Here is a 19,293-nt window from a genome sequence, read left to right on the forward strand (position 1 = left end):
TCACAATAATATTAATTTAGAATTACTTTAACTCCAGGTCCTATTCCTTTAATAACTGCTTTTCCTTCTACTTCTCCTAATACTTTAATTTCTTTAAAGTATTTTTTAGTATAACCATTTACCATAACTCCTACTTTATCACCTCTTTTTACCAAAGAAGAACTCGGAACCACTATTCCATGATATCTTTTTCTAATAATTTCAACATCAACTCTTCTTAAATCAACTAATTCAGGAATAAATTTGTTAAATTTAATTACCATAATATTTTGAGGTTTATCTGGAATAATAGATCTTATCTTCCCTTTAAAATAAACTCCTTTTAATTGAGAAAATAATACCTCTATAGTAGTTCCAACTTCATAGTTAGATAGTTGATTTTGGGGTAATAAAACCGCTAGATAAAAAGTAAAATTATCAATGATTTTAAAAATTGGTCTACCAAGATTAACATTATCTCCTGAGTTAATCGGATTAATCTTACCTTTTAAATTAATAAAAGAGTCATAGTTTAATTTATCAATATTCTCTTCTCTTAAGGTCATTTCTAAACCATCTATTTTATAGCTAACTATTCCAGCATAATAATTATATAAGTTATCTTCTTCATTAATATTACGAATAGTTGCTATATGGTTTCCTGTACTTATTCTTTCCCCTTCGTTTTGATAAAGTTTAATTTTTCCTCTTTTAGGAGCAAAGGTAACCCTTTCCTTTCTAATCAAAAGCCCTGAAGTTTTAATATGATCTTTAATTGTTTCATAGGAAGTCATTACTATCTTACTAGAATGATAACCTAAAAAATTAATTATAAAAATAATTAACAATCCACTAATAATAATTGTTAATAAGAATTTAATAAATCCACTCAAATTATTTCTTTTTACCTTCTTATGATCAACCTTACTGGTTATTCTCCCAAAATCTCTCATAGTAACCCTACCTTCAATTAAAAGCAATAAATTTTTAGAGATTATTACTCCATACTTTTATAAAATTTAATGTTAAATTAACTCTAGTAATTTAGCAAAGGATTTATATAATTATATATTTCTTTTTCAAATCATATAATTCCTACTTATATTTAAAAATAATCTTAAATTTAATGTTTCTTGAAGGTTTTCTACCTATCTAAGATATATTTCATCTTAGGATTACTCTACCTATCTATTTAATATAATATTAAGTAATATGTAAAAATATGTTTTAATTTCATCAATTGGTCTTGTTAAGATAATTATACCTATGTTTAGATGTTCCATTATAATATAGATTTAAGCTATTTAATTATCAATTATAACAGATTTACTACTAAAGCTCAATAGCATTTATCTTTATAAATAAAAAGAGCTTAATCATATGATTAAGCTCTTTTTATTTATAAATTTATATAAAATTATAAACTTTCATTATTAATCTCTTCTTGCTTAGTAATATTCTTATTCTCAGATAAGCTATCCATAATAATTGATATAGCACCATCTCCCATAACATTAGATGCAGTACCAAAACTATCTTGAGCTAAGTGTAAGGCAATCATCAGAGACTTTTGCATTCCTCCAAATCCAAGCATTCCTTCTAATAGCCCTAAAGATGCCATTACTCCTCCACCTGGAATACCTGGTGCAGCAACCATCGTAACCCCTAACATTAGAATGAATGGAAACATTGCTGCAAAAGTTACTGCTTGACCACTTAACATCATAACTGCCATTGAAGCTAATGTTAAAGTAATTGTATCTCCTGCTAAGTGAATTGTAGCACCTAACGGTACAACAAATTCAGCTATATCTTCTTCTACATCATTACTTAGTACAGAACGAACAGTTACTGGAATAGTGGCTGCTGAAGATTGAGTTCCTATAGCTGTAAAATAAGCTGGCAACATATTTTTTATTGCTTTGAAAGGGTTTTTCTTGGCAATATTACATGCTACCAAATATTGAATAATCACATAAGTAGTTTGTAAACCAATAATTAAGATGTAAACCTTACCAAAAGAAGCCATAATAGAAGCTACTTTACCCACATAACTCATATTAGCAATAATACCTGCAATATGTATAGGTAATAATGGAATAATAACTACTTTAATTACTTTTTGCACTATACCTTGAAAATCTTTAATTACATTATAAAGATTCTTTTCACTTAAATTGGCCATCCCAAGCCCAATCATAAAGGCAGTTACTAGGGCTGTCATAACTCCCATCATTGGTGGAATATCGATAGTGAAAAAAGCATCTACTGTATTCTCTATTGTATTTAAATCTTGACTTCCATCTAGTAAAGCTGGCAGTACAGCTTTACCTAAAATAAAAGCTAATGTTCCAGCAATAATAGTCGATAAGTAAGCTATACCTGTTGCTAACCCTAGCAATTTACTAGCTCTTTTCCCTAGTTCAGCAATACCTGGAGCAACAAAAGCAATAATAATAACAGGAATAATATAACTTAAGAAACTCCCAAAAATATTATTAAATGTTTTAAATAAACTAATTGGCCACTCTACTCCTACTTTTAAACAAAGACTCCCTAAAATCAATCCTACAACAATACCTATAACTAGTTTTGGTAATAAGCCTAATCTTTTCATTTCTTCTCTCCTCCTAATTACTTATGTTTGTCATAAATGGACATTTGTCTTTTATAATTATACAAACTTTCTTAAAAATTTTCAAGTAATATTTCTAAATATAATATTGCTAACACAAAATAAAAAGTGTTGCTTGGGTAAAAACCCAAGCAACACTTTTTATTTTTATTATGCTTTTATCTCTGTTTCTTCATCTCCATGGAGAAGATTTCTTAAAAAGTTCATTACTAATTTAGAAATATCTTCCATGATATCATAAATAACTGGAACAATTACTAAGGTCAAAACTGTAGCAAGAGATAATCCTCCAATTACTACAATTGCCATCGATTGTTGCATCTCAGCACCTGCTCCAATTCCTAAAGCTAAAGGTATCATTGCCAGTATCGTTGTCAATGAAGTCATCATAACTGGTCTTAATCTGATCGGTCCAGCATTTAAAATAGCTTCTTCTCGTTCTTCATGTTCACGGCGAGTATTGATATAATCAACCAATACGATACCATTATTAACAACAATTCCCGCCAGCATAATTATTCCTATAAAACCATTAATACTTAAAGGAACACCTGTAATTGCCAACGCAGAGATTGCTCCTACCAGAGAGACTGGCACTGTAAACATGATTATAAATGGATGGACTAAAGATTCAAACTGAGCAGCCATTACCATATAGACTAAGATGATTGCCATAATCATCGCCTTCCCTAATTCTTGGAAGGATTCTTTCATATCTCCAGCATCACCTTGATAGTTAATACTATATCCAGCTGGAAGATCTATCTTATTTAGTTTAGATTTAATATCTCCTAATACCGCACCTAAACTACGATTGTGAGTATCTGTAGAGATAGTAAACTTACGTTCTTGCTCTTCTCTTTCTATAGCATTTGGACCTGTTGCATATTTTATCTCAGCTATTTGTGATAATGGTACTAATCCCCCTTTTGGAGAATTGATCTTAATGTCTAATAACTTATTAATCGAATTGGTCTCTTCATCAAATAACTTCAAGCGGATATCATACTCTTTTCCATTCTCTTTATACTTACTTACATCCGCACCATCGATTGCAGTATCTAAAGCATTAAATAATTGTCGCTTAGTAATTCCTAATTCTTTAGCTAAACTCTCTTTTGGGATAATCTCCAACTCTGGTTTGCTAGCTTTAGGTGTAATTGCTATATTTCTGCTTCCTTCTGTAGATTGAATTTCTCCTTCTATCTGCTTAGCTAAAGCTAATAAAGTGTCTAAATCTGGCCCTTGAACATTAACACTAATCGCACTACCACCTTTACCTTTACGCCCCATCGCTGAAGTCTGTGGCACAACATTGATTTTAGCTCCAGGCACATCCTTTAATCTAGTTCTAATTATCTCAGCTATCTCAGTAACACCACGATCTCTTTCTGCTAAATCTACCAAATCTACCTCTATTTCACCTTCATAGCTATTACTATTAGATCCAACTTCACTAGATAAACTATCTATCTCTGGAATATCCCCAATCTTATCCTTCATCTCTTTAATGAACTCATTAGTATTCTCTAGCTTAGTACCTTGAGCTAATTCAAAATAAAGGTTTACTACTCCTCTGTCAGTCTTAGGCATAAATTCAACTTGTAGAGGGATTAATTTACTTTTAAGTCCAAAAGCAAACAAGACTAGAATAACTATCAAAGATATAGCAACAACATAACGCCATTTTAAAGCCACTCTCAAAAGTTTTTGATATGCTTTAGTAACAATTCCCCGTTTATTCTTTTCTTCATCTATCTCAACTCGCAATAATTTGGAAGATAACATTGGTATAAAGGTCAGAGCAACTACTAAAGAAGCAAGTAGTGAAAATGCTATAGTCTTTGACATTGGAGTAAAGATTTCACCAGCAATCCCCTCCACAAAGACCATAGGTAAGAATACAATTACTGTAGTCATAGTAGAAGCAAAGATAGCTATCCCTACTTCTGCCGTTCCTTCTTTAGCTGCCTGAATCCTACCTAGTCCTTCATGATGATGACGATAAATATTCTCTAATACTACTACCGAGTTATCCAATAGCATTCCAATTCCTAAACTCAATCCACCTAAGGTCAAGTTGTTTAAAGTCAGTCCTCCAAAGTACATCATTGCTAAAGTGGCAATTACTGAGGTTGGAATCGCAGTTGAAATGATTACTGTTGTTCTGATATTTTTCAAAAATAGAAATAGAATTATAACTGCTAAGATTCCCCCCATAAAGAAGTTCTGTTGCACACTGGCAATAGAGTCTTTAATGAATTCAGAGGTGTCTGAAATAACCTTAACTTCGATATTCTCAGGAACTTCCTGCTTTAATTCTTCTATCTGCTTATTAACTGCATCGGCTACTTCTACAGTATTGGCATCATTTTGTTTCTTTACTCCTAAAGTAATACTTCGCTTACCTCTCAAATAACTATACTGCTCTATTTCAGCATGAGTATCTTCAACTACAGCAATATCTGATAGATTTATCTTCTGACCACTAGAAGATATTAACTGAATATCTCTAATCTCATCTACACTTTCAAATTCTCCTTCTCCCTTTAACGAAAGTTCTTTAGTACCATCATCTACTTCACCAACACTCATATTTAAATTAGAACTTTTAATACTAGATGATATATCATCTAAGGTCAAGCCATAACCATTTAACTTCTCTTGATTAACTTTAATTTGAATCTCTCGCTCTAAACCTCCAACAATATCTACAGCTGCAACACCAGATATCTTCTCTAGCTGTGTTTCGAATTTATCCTCTGCTAGCTGTTTTAGATAAGTTAAATTACCACCAGACATAGCTATCTTAATAATCGGTCTATTGGCCGGGTCAAATTGCATAATAATTGGTTCATCAGCCCCATCAGGCAGAGCATCTTTCACCATATCAACCTTATCTCTAACATCATTTTTAGCACTATCTATATCTGCACCCCAGTTAAACTCCAAGATGATTGTAGAGACACCTTCTTTACTTGTAGAACTAATCTTGTCCAATCCTTCTACTGTAGCTATAGTCTCTTCTAAGGGATCAGTCAGGGAATCCTCTACCTCTTCTGGACTGGCACCATTATATTGAGTTTGAACAACAACATATGGCAAGTCTAAATCTGGCAAAAAATCAACACCTAGTCTAGTAAAGGATACACCACCAATCAATACAACTAAGAGAACAAACATAGTAATAGCTATTGGACGATCTATTGAAAAATCCGATAGCTTCATTATTGCTCACCTCCTCCTACAATTCGCACTTCATATCCAGCTGTTACTTGTTCTGAACCAACAGTAATCACTTTATCTCCTGCTTCAATTCCTGATAAAATCTCTATGCTTTCTGTTGTAGTTAATCCTGTGTTGACTTCTTTTTTTACTGCTTTATTCTTCTTAACTATATAAACATAAGATTTATCATTCTCCTGAATTAATGCTTGCTTAGGAATAACTATTTTGCCAGCACTATGCTCTGTTTTAATCTTAACCTCAGCATACATCCCTTCTTTGATTAAATTATTAGTATTATTAACTTTGATTTCAACTGGAAAACCTAGCTTTTCTTGATTTAATGCTGGACTTATATTCTCAATTTCACCTTCTAGTTTATGGTCTAAAGCATTAAAATCCACTTCTACCGACTGATTCAACTCTAAACTATTTATATTTTTTTCACTAACATAAGTTTTTATTTCGATTGAACTAAGATCTAAAATGGAAATTACTGCTTGTGCTCCTGCCATTTCACCAACTTCAATATCAACCTTTGCTATTAATCCCGCAAAAGGTGCTTTAATTTGAGTCTTATCTAAATTTAATTGTGCTGTATTTAATTGAGCCCGAGCTTGCTCTACATTAGATTTTTGAGTATTGATTGCTTCTTGAGTTGGACCAGCTTGAGCCATCTTTAAAGACTCTTGTAGTGCTTTATAATTATTCTTAGCACTTATATATTCTGTTCTAACACTCTCTAATTGTTGTTTAGAGATAGCCTCTTTATCAAATAGCCTTTGATAACGTTTATAGTCTCTTTCTTTCTGCTCATAACTAACCTTAGCTTGTTCTACTTGAGCAGTTAACTTATCAATCTCTTCTTGTCTACTTCCAGCTAGAAGTTCTTCTAAAGCTGCTTGAGCAGAATTAAAAGCTGTTTTAGCTTCAGCTACTTGTGCTTTAATATCTGCTTGATCTAACTGAATTAACTTATCAGCAACTTTAACTTTGTCTCCTTCATCAACTAAAATTTCTGTTACTCTCTTTTGTAATTCTGGTGTTAAACTTGACGACTTAATTGCTTTAGCCGTGCCTGTAACTGTAATATAATTAGATATCTCACCAGTCTTTGCTGTTATAATTTCTACTGGAATTCCAACTGCTTGTTGAGTTTTTTCTTGATCAGACGTTTGTTTGCCTTTATTAGATCCACACCCTGTTAAAACAGTAATTGTTAACCCAAATATTAATAAAATCATAACCATCTTCTTATAATCTTTTAACATGATACTTCCTCCTCAGATGTTATTTGGCTTCTTCAGTAATCTTGCCTATTACTTTATTCAACTCAGCTACTGCTAGATTATAATCATAAATTGCTTGATAATACTGAATTTGAATTTGTTGATAAGTAGTTTGAACATCTAATAAGTCTAAACTACTAATAATCCCCTCTTTAAACTTTAATTCATTATTTTTTAAATTCTCTTGAGCCTGTTTTAAATTTAATTTATTTAAGTTAATTCTCTCTTTTGCTGCTCTTAAATTTAGTAAAGTAGTTTTAATTGATAATCTAATATCCTTTTTGGTCTGTTGTTGATCTATCTTAATCTTTTCTAGCACTTTCTTTAACTGCTTTTCTTGTTGCTTATCTCGACCACCATTAAACAAATTATAGCTAAAGCTTAAAGTAGTCTGCCAATCACCATCACTAACAGTTAGCTTATCATCACTAGCTTCATAACCTGCATTTAAACTAATCTCAGGATAGATATTACTATTCTTCTTATTCTTTAAGTTTAATTTTGCATTCTCTTCTTGTAAATCTAATAGCTTAAAGGTAGATTTATTATGTAAGGAATACTCATAAACATCTTCCATTTTAAACTCTGCTTTTTGCCAGTTTAAAGCATCGCTAATCTTTAGTTCAACATCATCGCTCATATTTAAAGTATTTTTTAAGGCTAATTTAGCAGTTTCTAAGTTATTTTTAGAAATCAATAATTCCTGCTGAGCTTGGTTATAACTAACCTTAGCCTGTAACAGATCACTTTTTGTACTAATTCCAACCTCTTTATTAACTTCAGCAACCTTTACATACTCTTTATTCTGATCAACTTGTTGCTTTCTAAGATCAACTGTCTCTTTAATCTTTAAAATATTGTAATATTCTTCTAACACTTGATAAATAACCTCTTCTTTCTTCTGTTCTAACTGTAATTTGCTAATTTTTAAATTATTTTTAGCTATTTCATAGGCAGATCTTAACTGACCTGCTTTAAATAAAGGTTGCTTTAAATTCAAACTGACACTATAATTATCTTTACTAGCTCCAACTTGTGGTTCTTCACCAGATCTAGTATAGTTACTTCCTAAATCTAGCGTAGGATAAAAGGCACCTTTGGCTTCCTTTAATTGGGCTTCTGTTCTTTCAACCTCTTTTCTTAATTTATTCAATTCTGAATTCTCTTCCACAGCAATTTTAATTGCTTCTTCTTTATTAATAGTCTGAGAAGCAGAAGTAATAGTAGATAAGCTGAATAATAAAATAATTACTAAGATAAAAACTTGTCTTCTCTTCATAACAATCCTCCTTAATCTATTAAGCCTTAATTCCACTTAACATAATCTTTAAAATTAAATCTGTTGTCTCTTCCACATCTTCTAACTTATAAACACTAGGATTATAACTCCCTCCAATAGACCCTAAAATAAAGTTAGCCAACTCTTCTGATTCAATGTCTATAACAAATTCATCACCTTCTTGTCCCTCTTTAATTATTTTAGATAAATTATCAATTGATTCTTTTCGTAACTTGTGTATCTTCTTATTAAAGTGCTTATCAGGAGTAACTGAACTATCTTGAATCATCTTAACTATATTCTTACTCTCTTTGAAAAAATCAAGATGTGATCTAATTATGGTTTTTAATTTTTTTATAGCAGTTTTATTAGGGATTTGAGCCTCTCTTACTAATTTCTCATTAAGCAATTCAATTCCTGAAACGATAATCCCCCAAAACAACTGCTCTTTACTATCAAAATACCAATAAACTGTCCCTTTAGCCACTCCTGCTTCATCAGCTATCTCAGCAACAGTTGTATTATGATAACCTTGTTTAGCAAATAATTTAATTGCTGCTTGAATCAATCTCTCCTTTTTTGAGTTTTTCCCCATATATCATACCCCTTTTTATTTTTTGGCTGACTGGTCAGTTTGACTGTTTAGTCAATATGTTAACATAAGTTTTCCTTAAAGTCAACCATTTTACATTGTGGGATAATAATTCTAGGTTTGCAAATAAAAAAACTATCAGCAGATTACACTGATAGTAATTCTAATATTTTAATTTTTAACTCCTTCTTTATCTTGATAAACTAATTTACTAAACTAGCTATTATCCATCTATAAATTTAGAAAAAATAAGGATAATCACTCATAATACCATCTACCCCTAGTTCACTTAACCTTTTAAACTCTTGTTTATCATTAACAGTCCAGGTATTGATAAAAAATCCTTTTTTCTTGATCTCTCTTACAAAATCTTCAGTTATAACTAAATGGTGTGGATGTATTCCATCAGCAGCTGCAGAATTAATCAATTCTATAGGCTTTATTGTTAAAGAAGATACTAAGATTGCAGCTTTTATAGTAGGGATAATCGATTTAATATATTTAATCATTTTATGGTCAAAAGAAGATATAATAACTTGATCCTGAAAATCTTCCCTGTCTAATATAGCTATCAACTTATCAGCTATAAACCTAGCTTCTTTTCTGTTTATTTTAATCTCTATATTAATTTTTAGATTCCCTCGTAATAATCTAATCACTTCTTCCAAGTCCAATATCCTCTGACCACTAAATTTCATATCAAAGCACTCACCAATATCAATCTCTTTTAATTCTTTTAGAGTCATATCTTCTACTCTTCTATCTATAGCAGCAATTCTTTGCAAATTATAATCATGAAATACTACCAACTCTCTATCTTTGGTTAATTGGATATCTAATTCTACCATATCAAGTCCATACTCTATTGCTTTAATAAATGATATCTTTGTATTTTCAGGAGCTATTCCTGCCAGACCCCGATGACCTATTTTAATCATAATTAACCTCCAACTTCTTGAATTAAAGGATCTTTCCATCAACTATATTTAACAAGATATAAAATCAAAATATATCTCTATAGAAAGAGATTTTATTAGCTGCTAGCTACTGGCTACTAGCCTTTAGCTTTTAAGGTCTTAGCTAATAGCAGATTTATCACGAAGGGTTTATGATTTTCGAACCCGTAGGAACAGCTAAAAGCTAGTAGCAAAAGTGTCGCATTATCCCCATTAAACCTCATCTTAAATATTGCAAAGGATCTACTGCTTTATTATTTATGTAAATTCCTAAATGCAAATGAGGTCCAGTACTTCTTCCACTATTGCCTGAAAGAGAAATTACCTCACCAGCCAATATCTTATCACCCTTTGAAACTAATAACTTAGAATTATGGGCATATAAGCTAACTACCCCATTACCATGATCAATAGTTATAGTTTTTCCATATCCTCTAATCCAACCTGCATATAAAATTATCCCCTTCTGTATAGCTTTAACTTTAGTTCCCTTAACAACTGCTAAATCTACACCTTTATGTAATATTCTCTTCTTATAAATAGGATGTTTTCGATAACCAAACTTAGATGAAACTTTAATCTTTACAGGAGCAACTAAGCGATTAAGAATATCATTTTTAGTAAATTTATTAGAATTAAATTTAGATTCTGTAATTCTAATCGGAATCCTCAGCATCTTAATCTTAGTAATATTCTTATAGCTTATATTATTAATTTTCTTCAATACTTCTATATTAATTTTAAATTTTTTAGCTATCTGATGTAAATTGTCTGTAGGCTTTATCCTATAATTTATTATTTTATTCAAATTATAGGATTCTAATTCCCCTAAATTATTTTGGGGAATAATTATTTCATCTCCTATATTCAATTTGCTAGAACTCATATCATTTACTCTTTTTATTAAATCTAAAGTTAAATTATATTCTTTTGCTATACCTTCTAAAGTGTCACCACTTTCTACTAGATAACTTTTAAAATTAACAAGTTGTTCTAATTTAAAAAAGGTCTCTTGATCAACTTTGCCTGTGATTTTTAGCTTATTCTTATTTTGGAAGTCTACTAATGATTCATAAGTTTTAGAATCGAGCTTAGATGTTAGAGCAACATCATACCCCAATATCAATAAATTATACTGTACCCTTTTAATAGTAGGCTTATTAGTTATAAAATCATCAGCTAATACTATATTATTTGTAATCATCAAAACTAAAATTATAAGTAATATAATCAAATATACTCTATTATTATTCACCAAATTTAGTTTCTCCCTTCTAAAATCTTTAACTTTAAAAAATAATTCAAACTATATCTAGGTTTTACAATAATAAAAGATGAAATATATATTAACTACTTTTCCATTTCCTCAATAAAATCCTTCTTACTACTAAACAAAGAACAAGAAACTATTACCATTCATTTTCATAATTATAGTATTCAAATAACTTAAGCACAGACATATGTCTGTGCTTAAGTTATTATGGTTATATCTATTTAATTCAGATACTAAATTTTCAAAATTAAAAATATTTTAAAGCAAATCACCATTTTGAACAATTTCTACTACTTGATCAAATTCATCTAAAATTTGATCATTTTCTTCTACTATGAAGATATTAATAATAGAAATTGTTAAGACATTTGCAATAAATCCAGGTACAATCTCATACATAATTGAACCTAAACCAACTTGCTTCCAGATGACTAATCCAATAGTACCAACTATCATTCCTGCTAAAGCAGACTTCCAAGTAGTCTTTTTAGAGAATAGAGCAAATAAAACTACTGGACCAAAGGCAGCTCCAAAACCTCCCCAAGCATAAGAAACTAAACCTAATACTGTATTATTTGGATTTAAAGCCAAGAATAAAGCTACAACCGAAATTAATAATACACAAATTCTTCCCACATGCATTAGTTCCTCTTCACTAGCATCCTTTTTAATAACTTTATCATAAAAATCTTCTGTCAAAGTTGAAGAAGAAACTAATAGCTGTGAATCTATAGTAGACATAATAGCTGATAAAATAGCTGCTAATAGTATTCCGCCAACCCATGGATTAAATATTTGTGTAATCATCTCAATAAATACTCTTTCACTATCTGCGATATTTGGGAACATAGGTATTGAAATTAACCCTACTACAACTGCACCTCCCAAAGAGATTAAAACCCAAACAATTGCAATAGTCATCGCTTCTGGTAGTTTTTTGATAGATTTAATACTCATAAATCTAGCTAATATATGTGGCTGACCAAAGTAACCTAATCCCCATGCCATAGTAGAGATAATAGCTAGTAATGGTAAATTAACTTCAGGAATCAACCCCATAGATATGTTTTTAGATATCATAGCTTCTCTAATAGAATCGATTCCACCAACATTATTATAAGCCAAAATAGGCACTATAGTAATCGCTAAAAACATAAGTATACCTTGGAATAAGTCTGTCCAACATACTGCCAGAAATCCTCCCAAAAAAGTATAAAGAACTATTACTATTGCACCTACAATTACTGCTACACTATAGTTTATACTAAACATAGCTTCAAATAATTTACCTGCAGCTACCAAGCCTGACGATGAGTAAATTGTAAAGAATATAAGAGTAATAATTGCTGTTATAACTCTTAATAATCCAGTTGGATCTTGAAATCTATCCTCAAAAAAGGATGCTAAAGTCATAGAGTTTGTATTTCCTGTATAAACCCTTAGTCTAGGTGCAACAAATTTCCAATTAAGTACTGTACCAATGAAAAGACCAATAGCAATCCAAGATTCCTTGCCCCCTCCTAGATAAACTGCTCCAGGCAATCCCATTAATAGCCAACCACTCATATCACTTGCTTGAGCAGATAGAGCTGTTACCCAACTACCCATACCTCTACCACCAAGTAAGTAATCTTCAATATTAGTCGTCTTCTTATAAAAATAAATTCCTATCCCCATTAAAAAGATAAAATAAATTATAAAAGTTACTAATGTCTGTATCTGTATCATTATACTTTACTCCTCTCTACTCTGAAATTATCTTTTACCATCATACCATAATTTTTTTTATCATTCAAATCATTTTATAATTATTCACTAATAATACAACTACACTACTCTTCTTATTTACTAATATTGTACAAATAGATATAACAGCTACTACGATATTAGCAATTTAATAAGACTCATAATCTAATCTTTTATAGAGGGGCTGATTATGTATAAATATAAAAAGCATACCCTTATTACTTATATTGGTCTCAATATTTAGTCTAAGATTTTCTAATACACCATTTTTATTCTTTACTAATTTTTTTGCTTTCTTATATTTTGTTATTTCTTTATTCTTAGCATATTACAATTATCATAAAAAAATTTACGATTTTCTAAAGGACTTATTAGTAGTTATGAATAATTTATTAATATATGAATAAATTTCTATTACTTTAATATTGAAATCCATTAATTAATAAAATAGGACTGATAAATTATGAGTATGATTAAAAAAATTAAAAATTTTGATTTAAAAAACTTCTTTATAAAGAATAAATCTGCTAAGAAAACAACTGAAATTAAGGTTAATAATATTGTTTACTTAGTAAAAATAAATAAATTTATCTCAAATACTTCTTTAGAAGTCTCTTTTTTCTTAAAAAATAGTAACAAAGAGGCTGTTACTATACCCAAAATCGGTAATTTAATCTTTATTTTTAGAAGTAACAGCGGATCTTATCATATTCCTATAGCTATTAAAGGGAAGAAAGAGTCAGAACTATCATACTCTATAGAATTGGATGGAGAAGTATTACATGTTGAAAAAAGAAAATATGACCGTATAAAGGTTAATATCAAAACTAAATATTTAATTAACTCAATTAGGTATAATGGAATCATTGAAAATATCAGTCCCACAGGTGCTAAACTTATTGCTGAAAATAGAATTGAAGATACTGAGTTACTATTAGATGTTAGTTCCATTCCAATCTCTATCTCCAATATCTCATGTAAAATCATCTGGTCCAAAAAGATAACAAATCAAAAATATTCTTATGGGCTTAATTTTCAATTTGATAATCCCAATAATCAACATGAAATAAGAAATTGGATATACTAGTTAAGTTGAACATAGTAATAAACAAGGATTCTGAATTAATTCAGAATCCTTGTTTATTACTATTCATACAGCCATAAAAAGATTTCAGGAAAATACTTAGCCCAATACCTCTCATTATGAACTGCTTTTTTATCTACTAGTAATCTTAGTTCATTCTCATCAAAACCTATATCTTTTAGTAAATTATACATTTCTTTAGTAGCCTCTAAATAATTTTTATCATATTCTGTTCTTCCAAACTCTTTACCGCCCACATAAAAACAAATTTTCATATTCTCTCTTTTGCCTACTTTTTTAGAGAAATTATATACTTCTTTAATCTTAGCTTTTTCAGCAGTAAAATAAGGAGAAAAAACTCCTATCTTGGAAAAAACATTTTGATACCTTAAACCAGCATAAAAAGATATTAGTCCGCCTAAAGAACTTCCGGCAATTCCTGTATTTTCTCTGTCAGATAATGTCCTGTAATTCTTATCTATATATGGTTTTAATTTATTAACAATAAAATCTACATACTCCTCTCCCAATGGATTTTTAATTTTATTATAAAACAACCAATACTCCCAAGGTGAATACTCACTAGCCCTATTAGATCCATCATTATAGACACCTACTATTATTACACCTTCTGTTCGGTCTTCTGCTATTAACCTTTCCAAAGTTTTATTTATCTGCCATCCTCCATAATTTGCTGAATCAATTGTGAAGAGGTTCTGGGCATCATGCATATATAATACTGGATATCTCTTATTAGATTCTTTATATCCTACAGGTAAATAAACCAACAGATCTCTCTTCACCCCTTTAAACTGAGGTATATCAAAATCTTTAATCAGCTCTAAATTGCTTATTCCTTGATATTCTTTGACTACATAACCATCTACAATCTTTTCGTCTGAATTAATACTAATTGCATCAGCCTTGTGATTATAAGTTATTAATAATACAAAACTTATAATCACAAATAATATGTTTTTCATAAACTACTTCTACCTCCTTTAAAAAAATGATCTCAACTGCTTATTTAAATAAGCAGTTGAGATCATTTTAAAATTAATATAGACTCCCTTTATAATTTACTTTTTATATAGCCATAACAATCCATTTTCAAACCACTTAGACCAATATTTCTCGTCTTGAGTTCCTTTTGGATCTACAACTAATTTTACTTCATCTGAAGAAAAACCTGATTCTTTAAGTAAATCTGCCATATAGTAATTATTATTAACAACTTGTCTATCAAGTTGTGACTTACCTAACTCTTTTCCTCCAGTATATAAATAGATATCCATTTCTTCTTCTTTACCAATTTCCATTACTGAATCATAAATTCTTCCATTAGCAATCCAAAATGCTGGCGAAAATGCTCCTATTTTAGAGAAAACATTCTGATATTTTAACCCCCCATAAAAAGAGATTAATGCTCCCATTTCACTTCCTGCAATTCCTGTATTCTCTCTATCAGATAAGGTTCTATAATTTTTATCAATATAAGGCTTTAACTCCTCAACTAAAAATTCTAAATATTTATCACCCATAGCATTGTTTATATATGGTTCATCTGTCCATGGAGAATACTCTATACTTCTATTACTTTCAGCATGATTTACACCTACTATTATAATACCATCAATTTTAGATTTCTTAAATAGCTTTTCTGCTGTCTCATCAGCTTTCCATTCCAAATCATCAGCTATTGTATTATCAAAAAGATTTTGACCATCTTGCATATAAAGTACTGGGTATCTTTTATTACCTTTATTGTAGTCAGATGGTAAATAAATTTGAATATCAGGTTTTCTATCTAACTTTTTACTATTAAATTTCTTAACAACTTTAATATTACCACTGACCGTACTATTTAGCTTATCTCCTATAGTCATCACTTTAGGAGACTTCCTTCCTAAATCAGCCCATCTAGCTACTTTGATTTCTACAGTTTGATCTTCTTTTGAAAAAGTATACATTCTGTTGTAAATATCTGTTCCATTCTCCTGCACTTCTACCTTAGACCAATCTCCTCTAGTCAGCTTATACTGAATTATATTCCCAATCGGTTTAGTCAAGGTAAAACTATAAGTATAGTCTTCATTTCTATTTAACTTTCTACCACCTTTATCAGGCCAGTCATTAAAAGTTCCAGCAGCATATATATTATCTTCTAAAGGTGTATTATTAGGAACTGTTACCTTAAAAGTTACTGTAGATATACTATTTACTTTATCACCTACAGTAACTCCTTTCGATGACTTATTTCCAAGATCAGTCCATCTACCTATTTTAAGTTCTACAACTTGATTATCTTCTTTGAAAGTATAAACTCTATTATGAATATCTTTACCATTCTTCTTCTCTTCTACCTTAGACCAATCTCCTCTAGTAAACTTGTATTGAATTATAGTATTAGCTGCTTTAGTCAAAGTAAAGCTATAAGTATAATCTTCATTTCGAGTTAACTTCATACCACCTTTATCAGGCCATTCATTAAAATCACCCACAACATATATATTATCCTCCAAAGGTGTATTTTTAGGGACTGTTACTTTAAAGGTTACTGAATAAAGCTCATCACTTTTTTGAGCTAAAGCCAAAGAATTAGTAGTCATTAATAATAAAACAGATACTAATAATATTAATATTATCATATTTATCTTTCTCAATTTAAACTTCCCCCTTGTATTAAAATTATCTACAAATTAATCACTTCTGTAATGCTATAATTATACTTTAGATGAAAAATATAAAATTCCTGCAAATAATAAATAAAATATTTACAATTATTTAATCTAAATCTATTTATTATAATAAACAGATCTAAATTAATAAAAAAACTTGATATATTAAATGAAAGTGATAAAATAACATATAAAAATGATCTAAAAGAGGTGAATTTATGGATTTTAATAATAAGTTATTAAAATTAATTAGCCCACAATTGAAGAGATATATCGAAGAAAATATAATAAGCTTATATCATAAATTTGATAAAGCACATAATATCAATCATGTAGATAAAGTCATTAAAGCATCTTTAGAGCTAGCGCAAATTTTATCAAAGAATTTAGACATAGCTTATACTATTGCAGCTTATCATGATATTGGTTTAGGCTTCTTCCCTCACAATAAAAAGAAAAGTAGAGAATATCACCATAAATATTCAAAAATACTTACTGAACAAGATACCACATTGAAGGAGTTTTTTAGTATAGAAAAAATCAAAATAATTGCTCAAGCTTGCCATGATCACCGAGCTTCATTGCAAGGTACTCCTAAATCAATTTATGGAAAGATAATAGCAGATGCAGATAGAATAGATGGATTAGAAATTAAAGAAATGATTATAAGATGTTGGAACTATACCATAAGTTATAATCCAGAACTATCCCTTGATCAAAGATATAAAGAAATATATAGCCATTTAAAAGAAAAATACGGAGATAATGGTTACGCTTATAATTCCTTTTATTTAAAAGAAAGCAAGAACATTGTTAAAGAAGAAATAAAAAATTCACAAAGAATATTATCCTGTAATGAAAATTTCAAAAGTTTGTTTAACCAATTACTAGCGGAAAAGAAACTATTAAAATAAAAAAATAAAGTAAGAGAATATTCTCTTACTTTATTTTTTTTAATCTATTCAATTAATAGATATAATATAAACCTTGCTTAACTAATTAATTTATTATAAAAATAACCTTTATTTATTCTTTAAATCCCATTTTTCAATCCTTCTCAAATTAACAGAACCACCTATAGCAAAAAATTTAATTGACCTACTATCTTTCCTTGGGTAGATTCTACTTGAAAATACCTCTCTACCATCATTCACAAATAACTCTAAAGAAGATCTATCTAAAAACAGATGTAATTTAAGATTATTATTATCTTCTAGATAACATTGACGAATCCCCTTACCTCCAGCTCCCGATTTATCTCTATCTAGGGATATTTTATTATCTGCAGGATTATAACTGATTAATGTCTCCTCGTTATTCTCTGCTGAACATCTAACTTTGATACCAAATTCTTCTATATCTTCAATTTCAAATTCAGCGATCAATTCAACTACATCACCTGATATTCCTTCTAACTCTATTTCTTGATTATTAATCAATATATTACTATAAGCTCTATAATTCTCTCTTAAAGTTTTTAACTCTTGAATAGGCTTTTGAATTAATTGCTTATCTTCGCCTAACTCCAAAACACGTGGAATGGTCATACAATGAATCCAAGCATTTTCTCTCTCTGCATAATTCTCATCCTCTTCAGGTAATCCCATCCAAGCAATCATAATTCTTCTTCCTTTATCATCAATAGTAGTTTGAGCAGCATAAAAATCAAAGCCCCGATCTAACTCTTTAAAATCACCATGTTCCATTATTCCAGTCTCATAATCCAATTCACCTACTACATATCCTGCTTGGTAGATATTATTATAAAGGTGATCCTTAGCTTCTACCCCTTGTGGTAAAAAAAGCAAAACATCTTTATCACCTAACTCAAATAGATCTGGACATTCCCACATATAACCAAAATCACCAAGCTGGCTTCCAACTACTTCTCCTACTAGCTGCCACTGTTTTAAATTATTTGACTTATATAACAAAACCCTTCCTGCTAAGTCAACAGTCTGAGTACCAATAACCATATACCAGACTCCATCTTTCTTCCAAACCTTAGGATCTCTAAAATGCCTTGTATATCCCTGAGGTTGATTTTCAATCACTGGACCTAATTTTTCAAAATTTATTCCATCCTCTGTTATAGCTAAGCACTGATAAGTCTCTCTATTTCCTTCTTCATCTTTTACATTACCAGTATACATTAATGTCAATACCCCATCATTATCAAAGGCGCTCCCTGAGTAACAGCCATGGGTTTCATACCATTCACTTGGAGTTAAAGCTATGGGTAGTTCTTCCCAATGCACAAGATCTTTACTCTTATAATGCCCCCAATAAATTAATTTGTCTTCTGGATATACTGGGTTAAACTGATGACACAAGTGATATTCCCCATTAAATTGAATAAATCCATTTGGATCATTCAACCATCCGACTGGTGCCATTACATGATACCTTAATCTATAATAATCATTTTCTACTTTATCTCTATTCTCTTTAATAGCTTTATTGGCTTTAATTAATAGTCTTTCTTTTTTCTCTTTACTCATAATTTCACCTCTTTATAAGTTAGGAATTAGTTGGTTAGTTATTTGGAAAAATAAAA

Annotated in this window: 14 protein-coding genes; 2 read left to right on the forward strand and 12 right to left on the reverse strand. The window is 30.0% G+C overall.

The annotated features are described in order from the left end of the window. Nucleotides 1–11: 11 nt before the first annotated feature. The 9 genes from OREMA_RS0100335 to putP form a co-directional block, all read right to left on the reverse strand. Nucleotides 12–932 (reverse strand): HlyD family efflux transporter periplasmic adaptor subunit, encoded by a 921-nt coding sequence (locus OREMA_RS0100335; RefSeq protein WP_018247287.1) that lies wholly within the window; start codon nt 930–932, stop codon nt 12–14. A gap of 464 nt (nt 933–1,396) precedes the next feature. After that, nucleotides 1,397–2,596, reverse strand: coding sequence for a dicarboxylate/amino acid:cation symporter (locus OREMA_RS0100340; protein ID WP_018247288.1), 1,200 nt, complete (start codon nt 2,594–2,596; stop codon nt 1,397–1,399). Between the two features lie 168 nt (nt 2,597–2,764). Continuing rightward, nucleotides 2,765–5,842, reverse strand: coding sequence for an efflux RND transporter permease subunit (locus OREMA_RS0100345; protein ID WP_018247289.1), 3,078 nt, complete (start codon nt 5,840–5,842; stop codon nt 2,765–2,767). After that, complete coding sequence (locus tag OREMA_RS0100350) at nt 5,842–7,110, reverse strand: efflux RND transporter periplasmic adaptor subunit (protein WP_018247290.1); 1,269 nt, start codon at nt 7,108–7,110, stop codon at nt 5,842–5,844. Before OREMA_RS0100350 ends, OREMA_RS0100345 begins: the two co-directional genes overlap by 1 nt. Before the next feature lie 19 nt (nt 7,111–7,129). Next, nucleotides 7,130–8,407, reverse strand: coding sequence for a TolC family protein (locus OREMA_RS0100355; RefSeq protein WP_018247291.1), 1,278 nt, complete (start codon nt 8,405–8,407; stop codon nt 7,130–7,132). A 19-nt stretch (nt 8,408–8,426) separates the two neighbouring features. Further along, entirely contained in the window at nt 8,427–9,002 is a 576-nt protein-coding gene (locus tag OREMA_RS0100360; protein WP_018247292.1) for a TetR/AcrR family transcriptional regulator, read from the reverse strand. Between the two features lie 236 nt (nt 9,003–9,238). Beyond that, nucleotides 9,239–9,937 (reverse strand): glycerophosphodiester phosphodiesterase, encoded by a 699-nt coding sequence (locus OREMA_RS0100365; RefSeq protein WP_018247293.1) that lies wholly within the window; start codon nt 9,935–9,937, stop codon nt 9,239–9,241. A 238-nt stretch (nt 9,938–10,175) separates the two neighbouring features. Beyond that, nucleotides 10,176–11,210: a peptidoglycan DD-metalloendopeptidase family protein gene (locus OREMA_RS16870; RefSeq protein WP_157279979.1), complete on the reverse strand. Its 1,035-nt coding sequence runs from the start codon at nt 11,208–11,210 to the stop codon at nt 10,176–10,178. Nucleotides 11,211–11,486: 276 nt separating this feature from the next. Further along, a complete protein-coding gene (putP, locus tag OREMA_RS0100375; protein WP_018247295.1) occupies nt 11,487–12,956 on the reverse strand; it encodes a sodium/proline symporter PutP in 1,470 nt (489 codons plus the stop codon). Between the two features lie 481 nt (nt 12,957–13,437). Between putP and OREMA_RS0100380 the strand changes: the two genes are divergently transcribed. After that, nucleotides 13,438–14,061, forward strand: coding sequence for a PilZ domain-containing protein (locus OREMA_RS0100380; RefSeq protein ID WP_018247296.1), 624 nt, complete (start codon nt 13,438–13,440; stop codon nt 14,059–14,061). A gap of 59 nt (nt 14,062–14,120) precedes the next feature. Here OREMA_RS0100380 and OREMA_RS0100385 read toward each other — a convergent pair whose 3' ends face one another. Both OREMA_RS0100385 and OREMA_RS16875 read right to left on the reverse strand, forming a co-directional pair. Beyond that, on the reverse strand, nt 14,121–15,041 hold the full coding sequence (locus OREMA_RS0100385; RefSeq protein ID WP_018247297.1) for an alpha/beta hydrolase: 921 nt from the start codon (nt 15,039–15,041) through the stop codon (nt 14,121–14,123). Between the two features lie 96 nt (nt 15,042–15,137). Then, nucleotides 15,138–16,721 (reverse strand): alpha/beta hydrolase-fold protein, encoded by a 1,584-nt coding sequence (locus OREMA_RS16875; RefSeq protein ID WP_018247298.1) that lies wholly within the window; start codon nt 16,719–16,721, stop codon nt 15,138–15,140. 233 nt (nt 16,722–16,954) lie between these two features. Here OREMA_RS16875 and OREMA_RS0100395 point away from each other — a divergent pair, with 233 nt between their 5' ends. Further along, the gene (locus tag OREMA_RS0100395) at nt 16,955–17,650 is read left to right on the forward strand and encodes an HD domain-containing protein (protein WP_018247299.1); all 696 of its coding nucleotides are present in this window, start codon (nt 16,955–16,957) and stop codon (nt 17,648–17,650) included. Nucleotides 17,651–17,758: 108 nt separating this feature from the next. Here the strand turns inward: OREMA_RS0100395 and OREMA_RS0100400 are convergent, their stop codons facing one another. After that, the gene (locus tag OREMA_RS0100400; protein ID WP_018247300.1) at nt 17,759–19,237 is read right to left on the reverse strand and encodes a glycoside hydrolase family 32 protein; all 1,479 of its coding nucleotides are present in this window, start codon (nt 19,235–19,237) and stop codon (nt 17,759–17,761) included. Nucleotides 19,238–19,293: the final 56 nt, after the last annotated feature.

Origin of the sequence: Orenia marismortui DSM 5156 (genome assembly GCF_000379025.1) — a bacterium.
Lineage (GTDB): Bacteria > Bacillota > Halanaerobiia > Halobacteroidales > Halobacteroidaceae > Orenia > Orenia marismortui.

Bases quoted from the DNA above. Each gene is read 5' to 3' on its own strand.
- OREMA_RS0100345 (WP_018247289.1), bottom strand. From the start codon at position 5,842: ATGAAGCTATCGGATTTTTCAATAGATCGTCCAATAGCTATTACTATG.
- OREMA_RS0100380 (WP_018247296.1), top strand. From the start codon at position 13,438: ATGAGTATGATTAAAAAAATTAAAAATTTTGATTTAAAAAACTTCTTT.
- putP (WP_018247295.1), bottom strand. From the start codon at position 12,956: ATGATACAGATACAGACATTAGTAACTTTTATAATTTATTTTATCTTT.
- OREMA_RS0100400 (WP_018247300.1), bottom strand. From the start codon at position 19,237: ATGAGTAAAGAGAAAAAAGAAAGACTATTAATTAAAGCCAATAAAGCT.
- OREMA_RS0100360 (WP_018247292.1), bottom strand. From the start codon at position 9,002: ATGGGGAAAAACTCAAAAAAGGAGAGATTGATTCAAGCAGCAATTAAA.
- OREMA_RS0100365 (WP_018247293.1), bottom strand. From the start codon at position 9,937: ATGATTAAAATAGGTCATCGGGGTCTGGCAGGAATAGCTCCTGAAAAT.
- OREMA_RS0100355 (WP_018247291.1), bottom strand. From the start codon at position 8,407: ATGAAGAGAAGACAAGTTTTTATCTTAGTAATTATTTTATTATTCAGC.
- OREMA_RS0100395 (WP_018247299.1), top strand. From the start codon at position 16,955: ATGGATTTTAATAATAAGTTATTAAAATTAATTAGCCCACAATTGAAG.
- OREMA_RS0100335 (WP_018247287.1), bottom strand. From the start codon at position 932: ATGAGAGATTTTGGGAGAATAACCAGTAAGGTTGATCATAAGAAGGTA.
- OREMA_RS0100340 (WP_018247288.1), bottom strand. From the start codon at position 2,596: ATGAAAAGATTAGGCTTATTACCAAAACTAGTTATAGGTATTGTTGTA.
- OREMA_RS0100385 (WP_018247297.1), bottom strand. From the start codon at position 15,041: ATGAAAAACATATTATTTGTGATTATAAGTTTTGTATTATTAATAACT.
- OREMA_RS0100350 (WP_018247290.1), bottom strand. From the start codon at position 7,110: ATGTTAAAAGATTATAAGAAGATGGTTATGATTTTATTAATATTTGGG.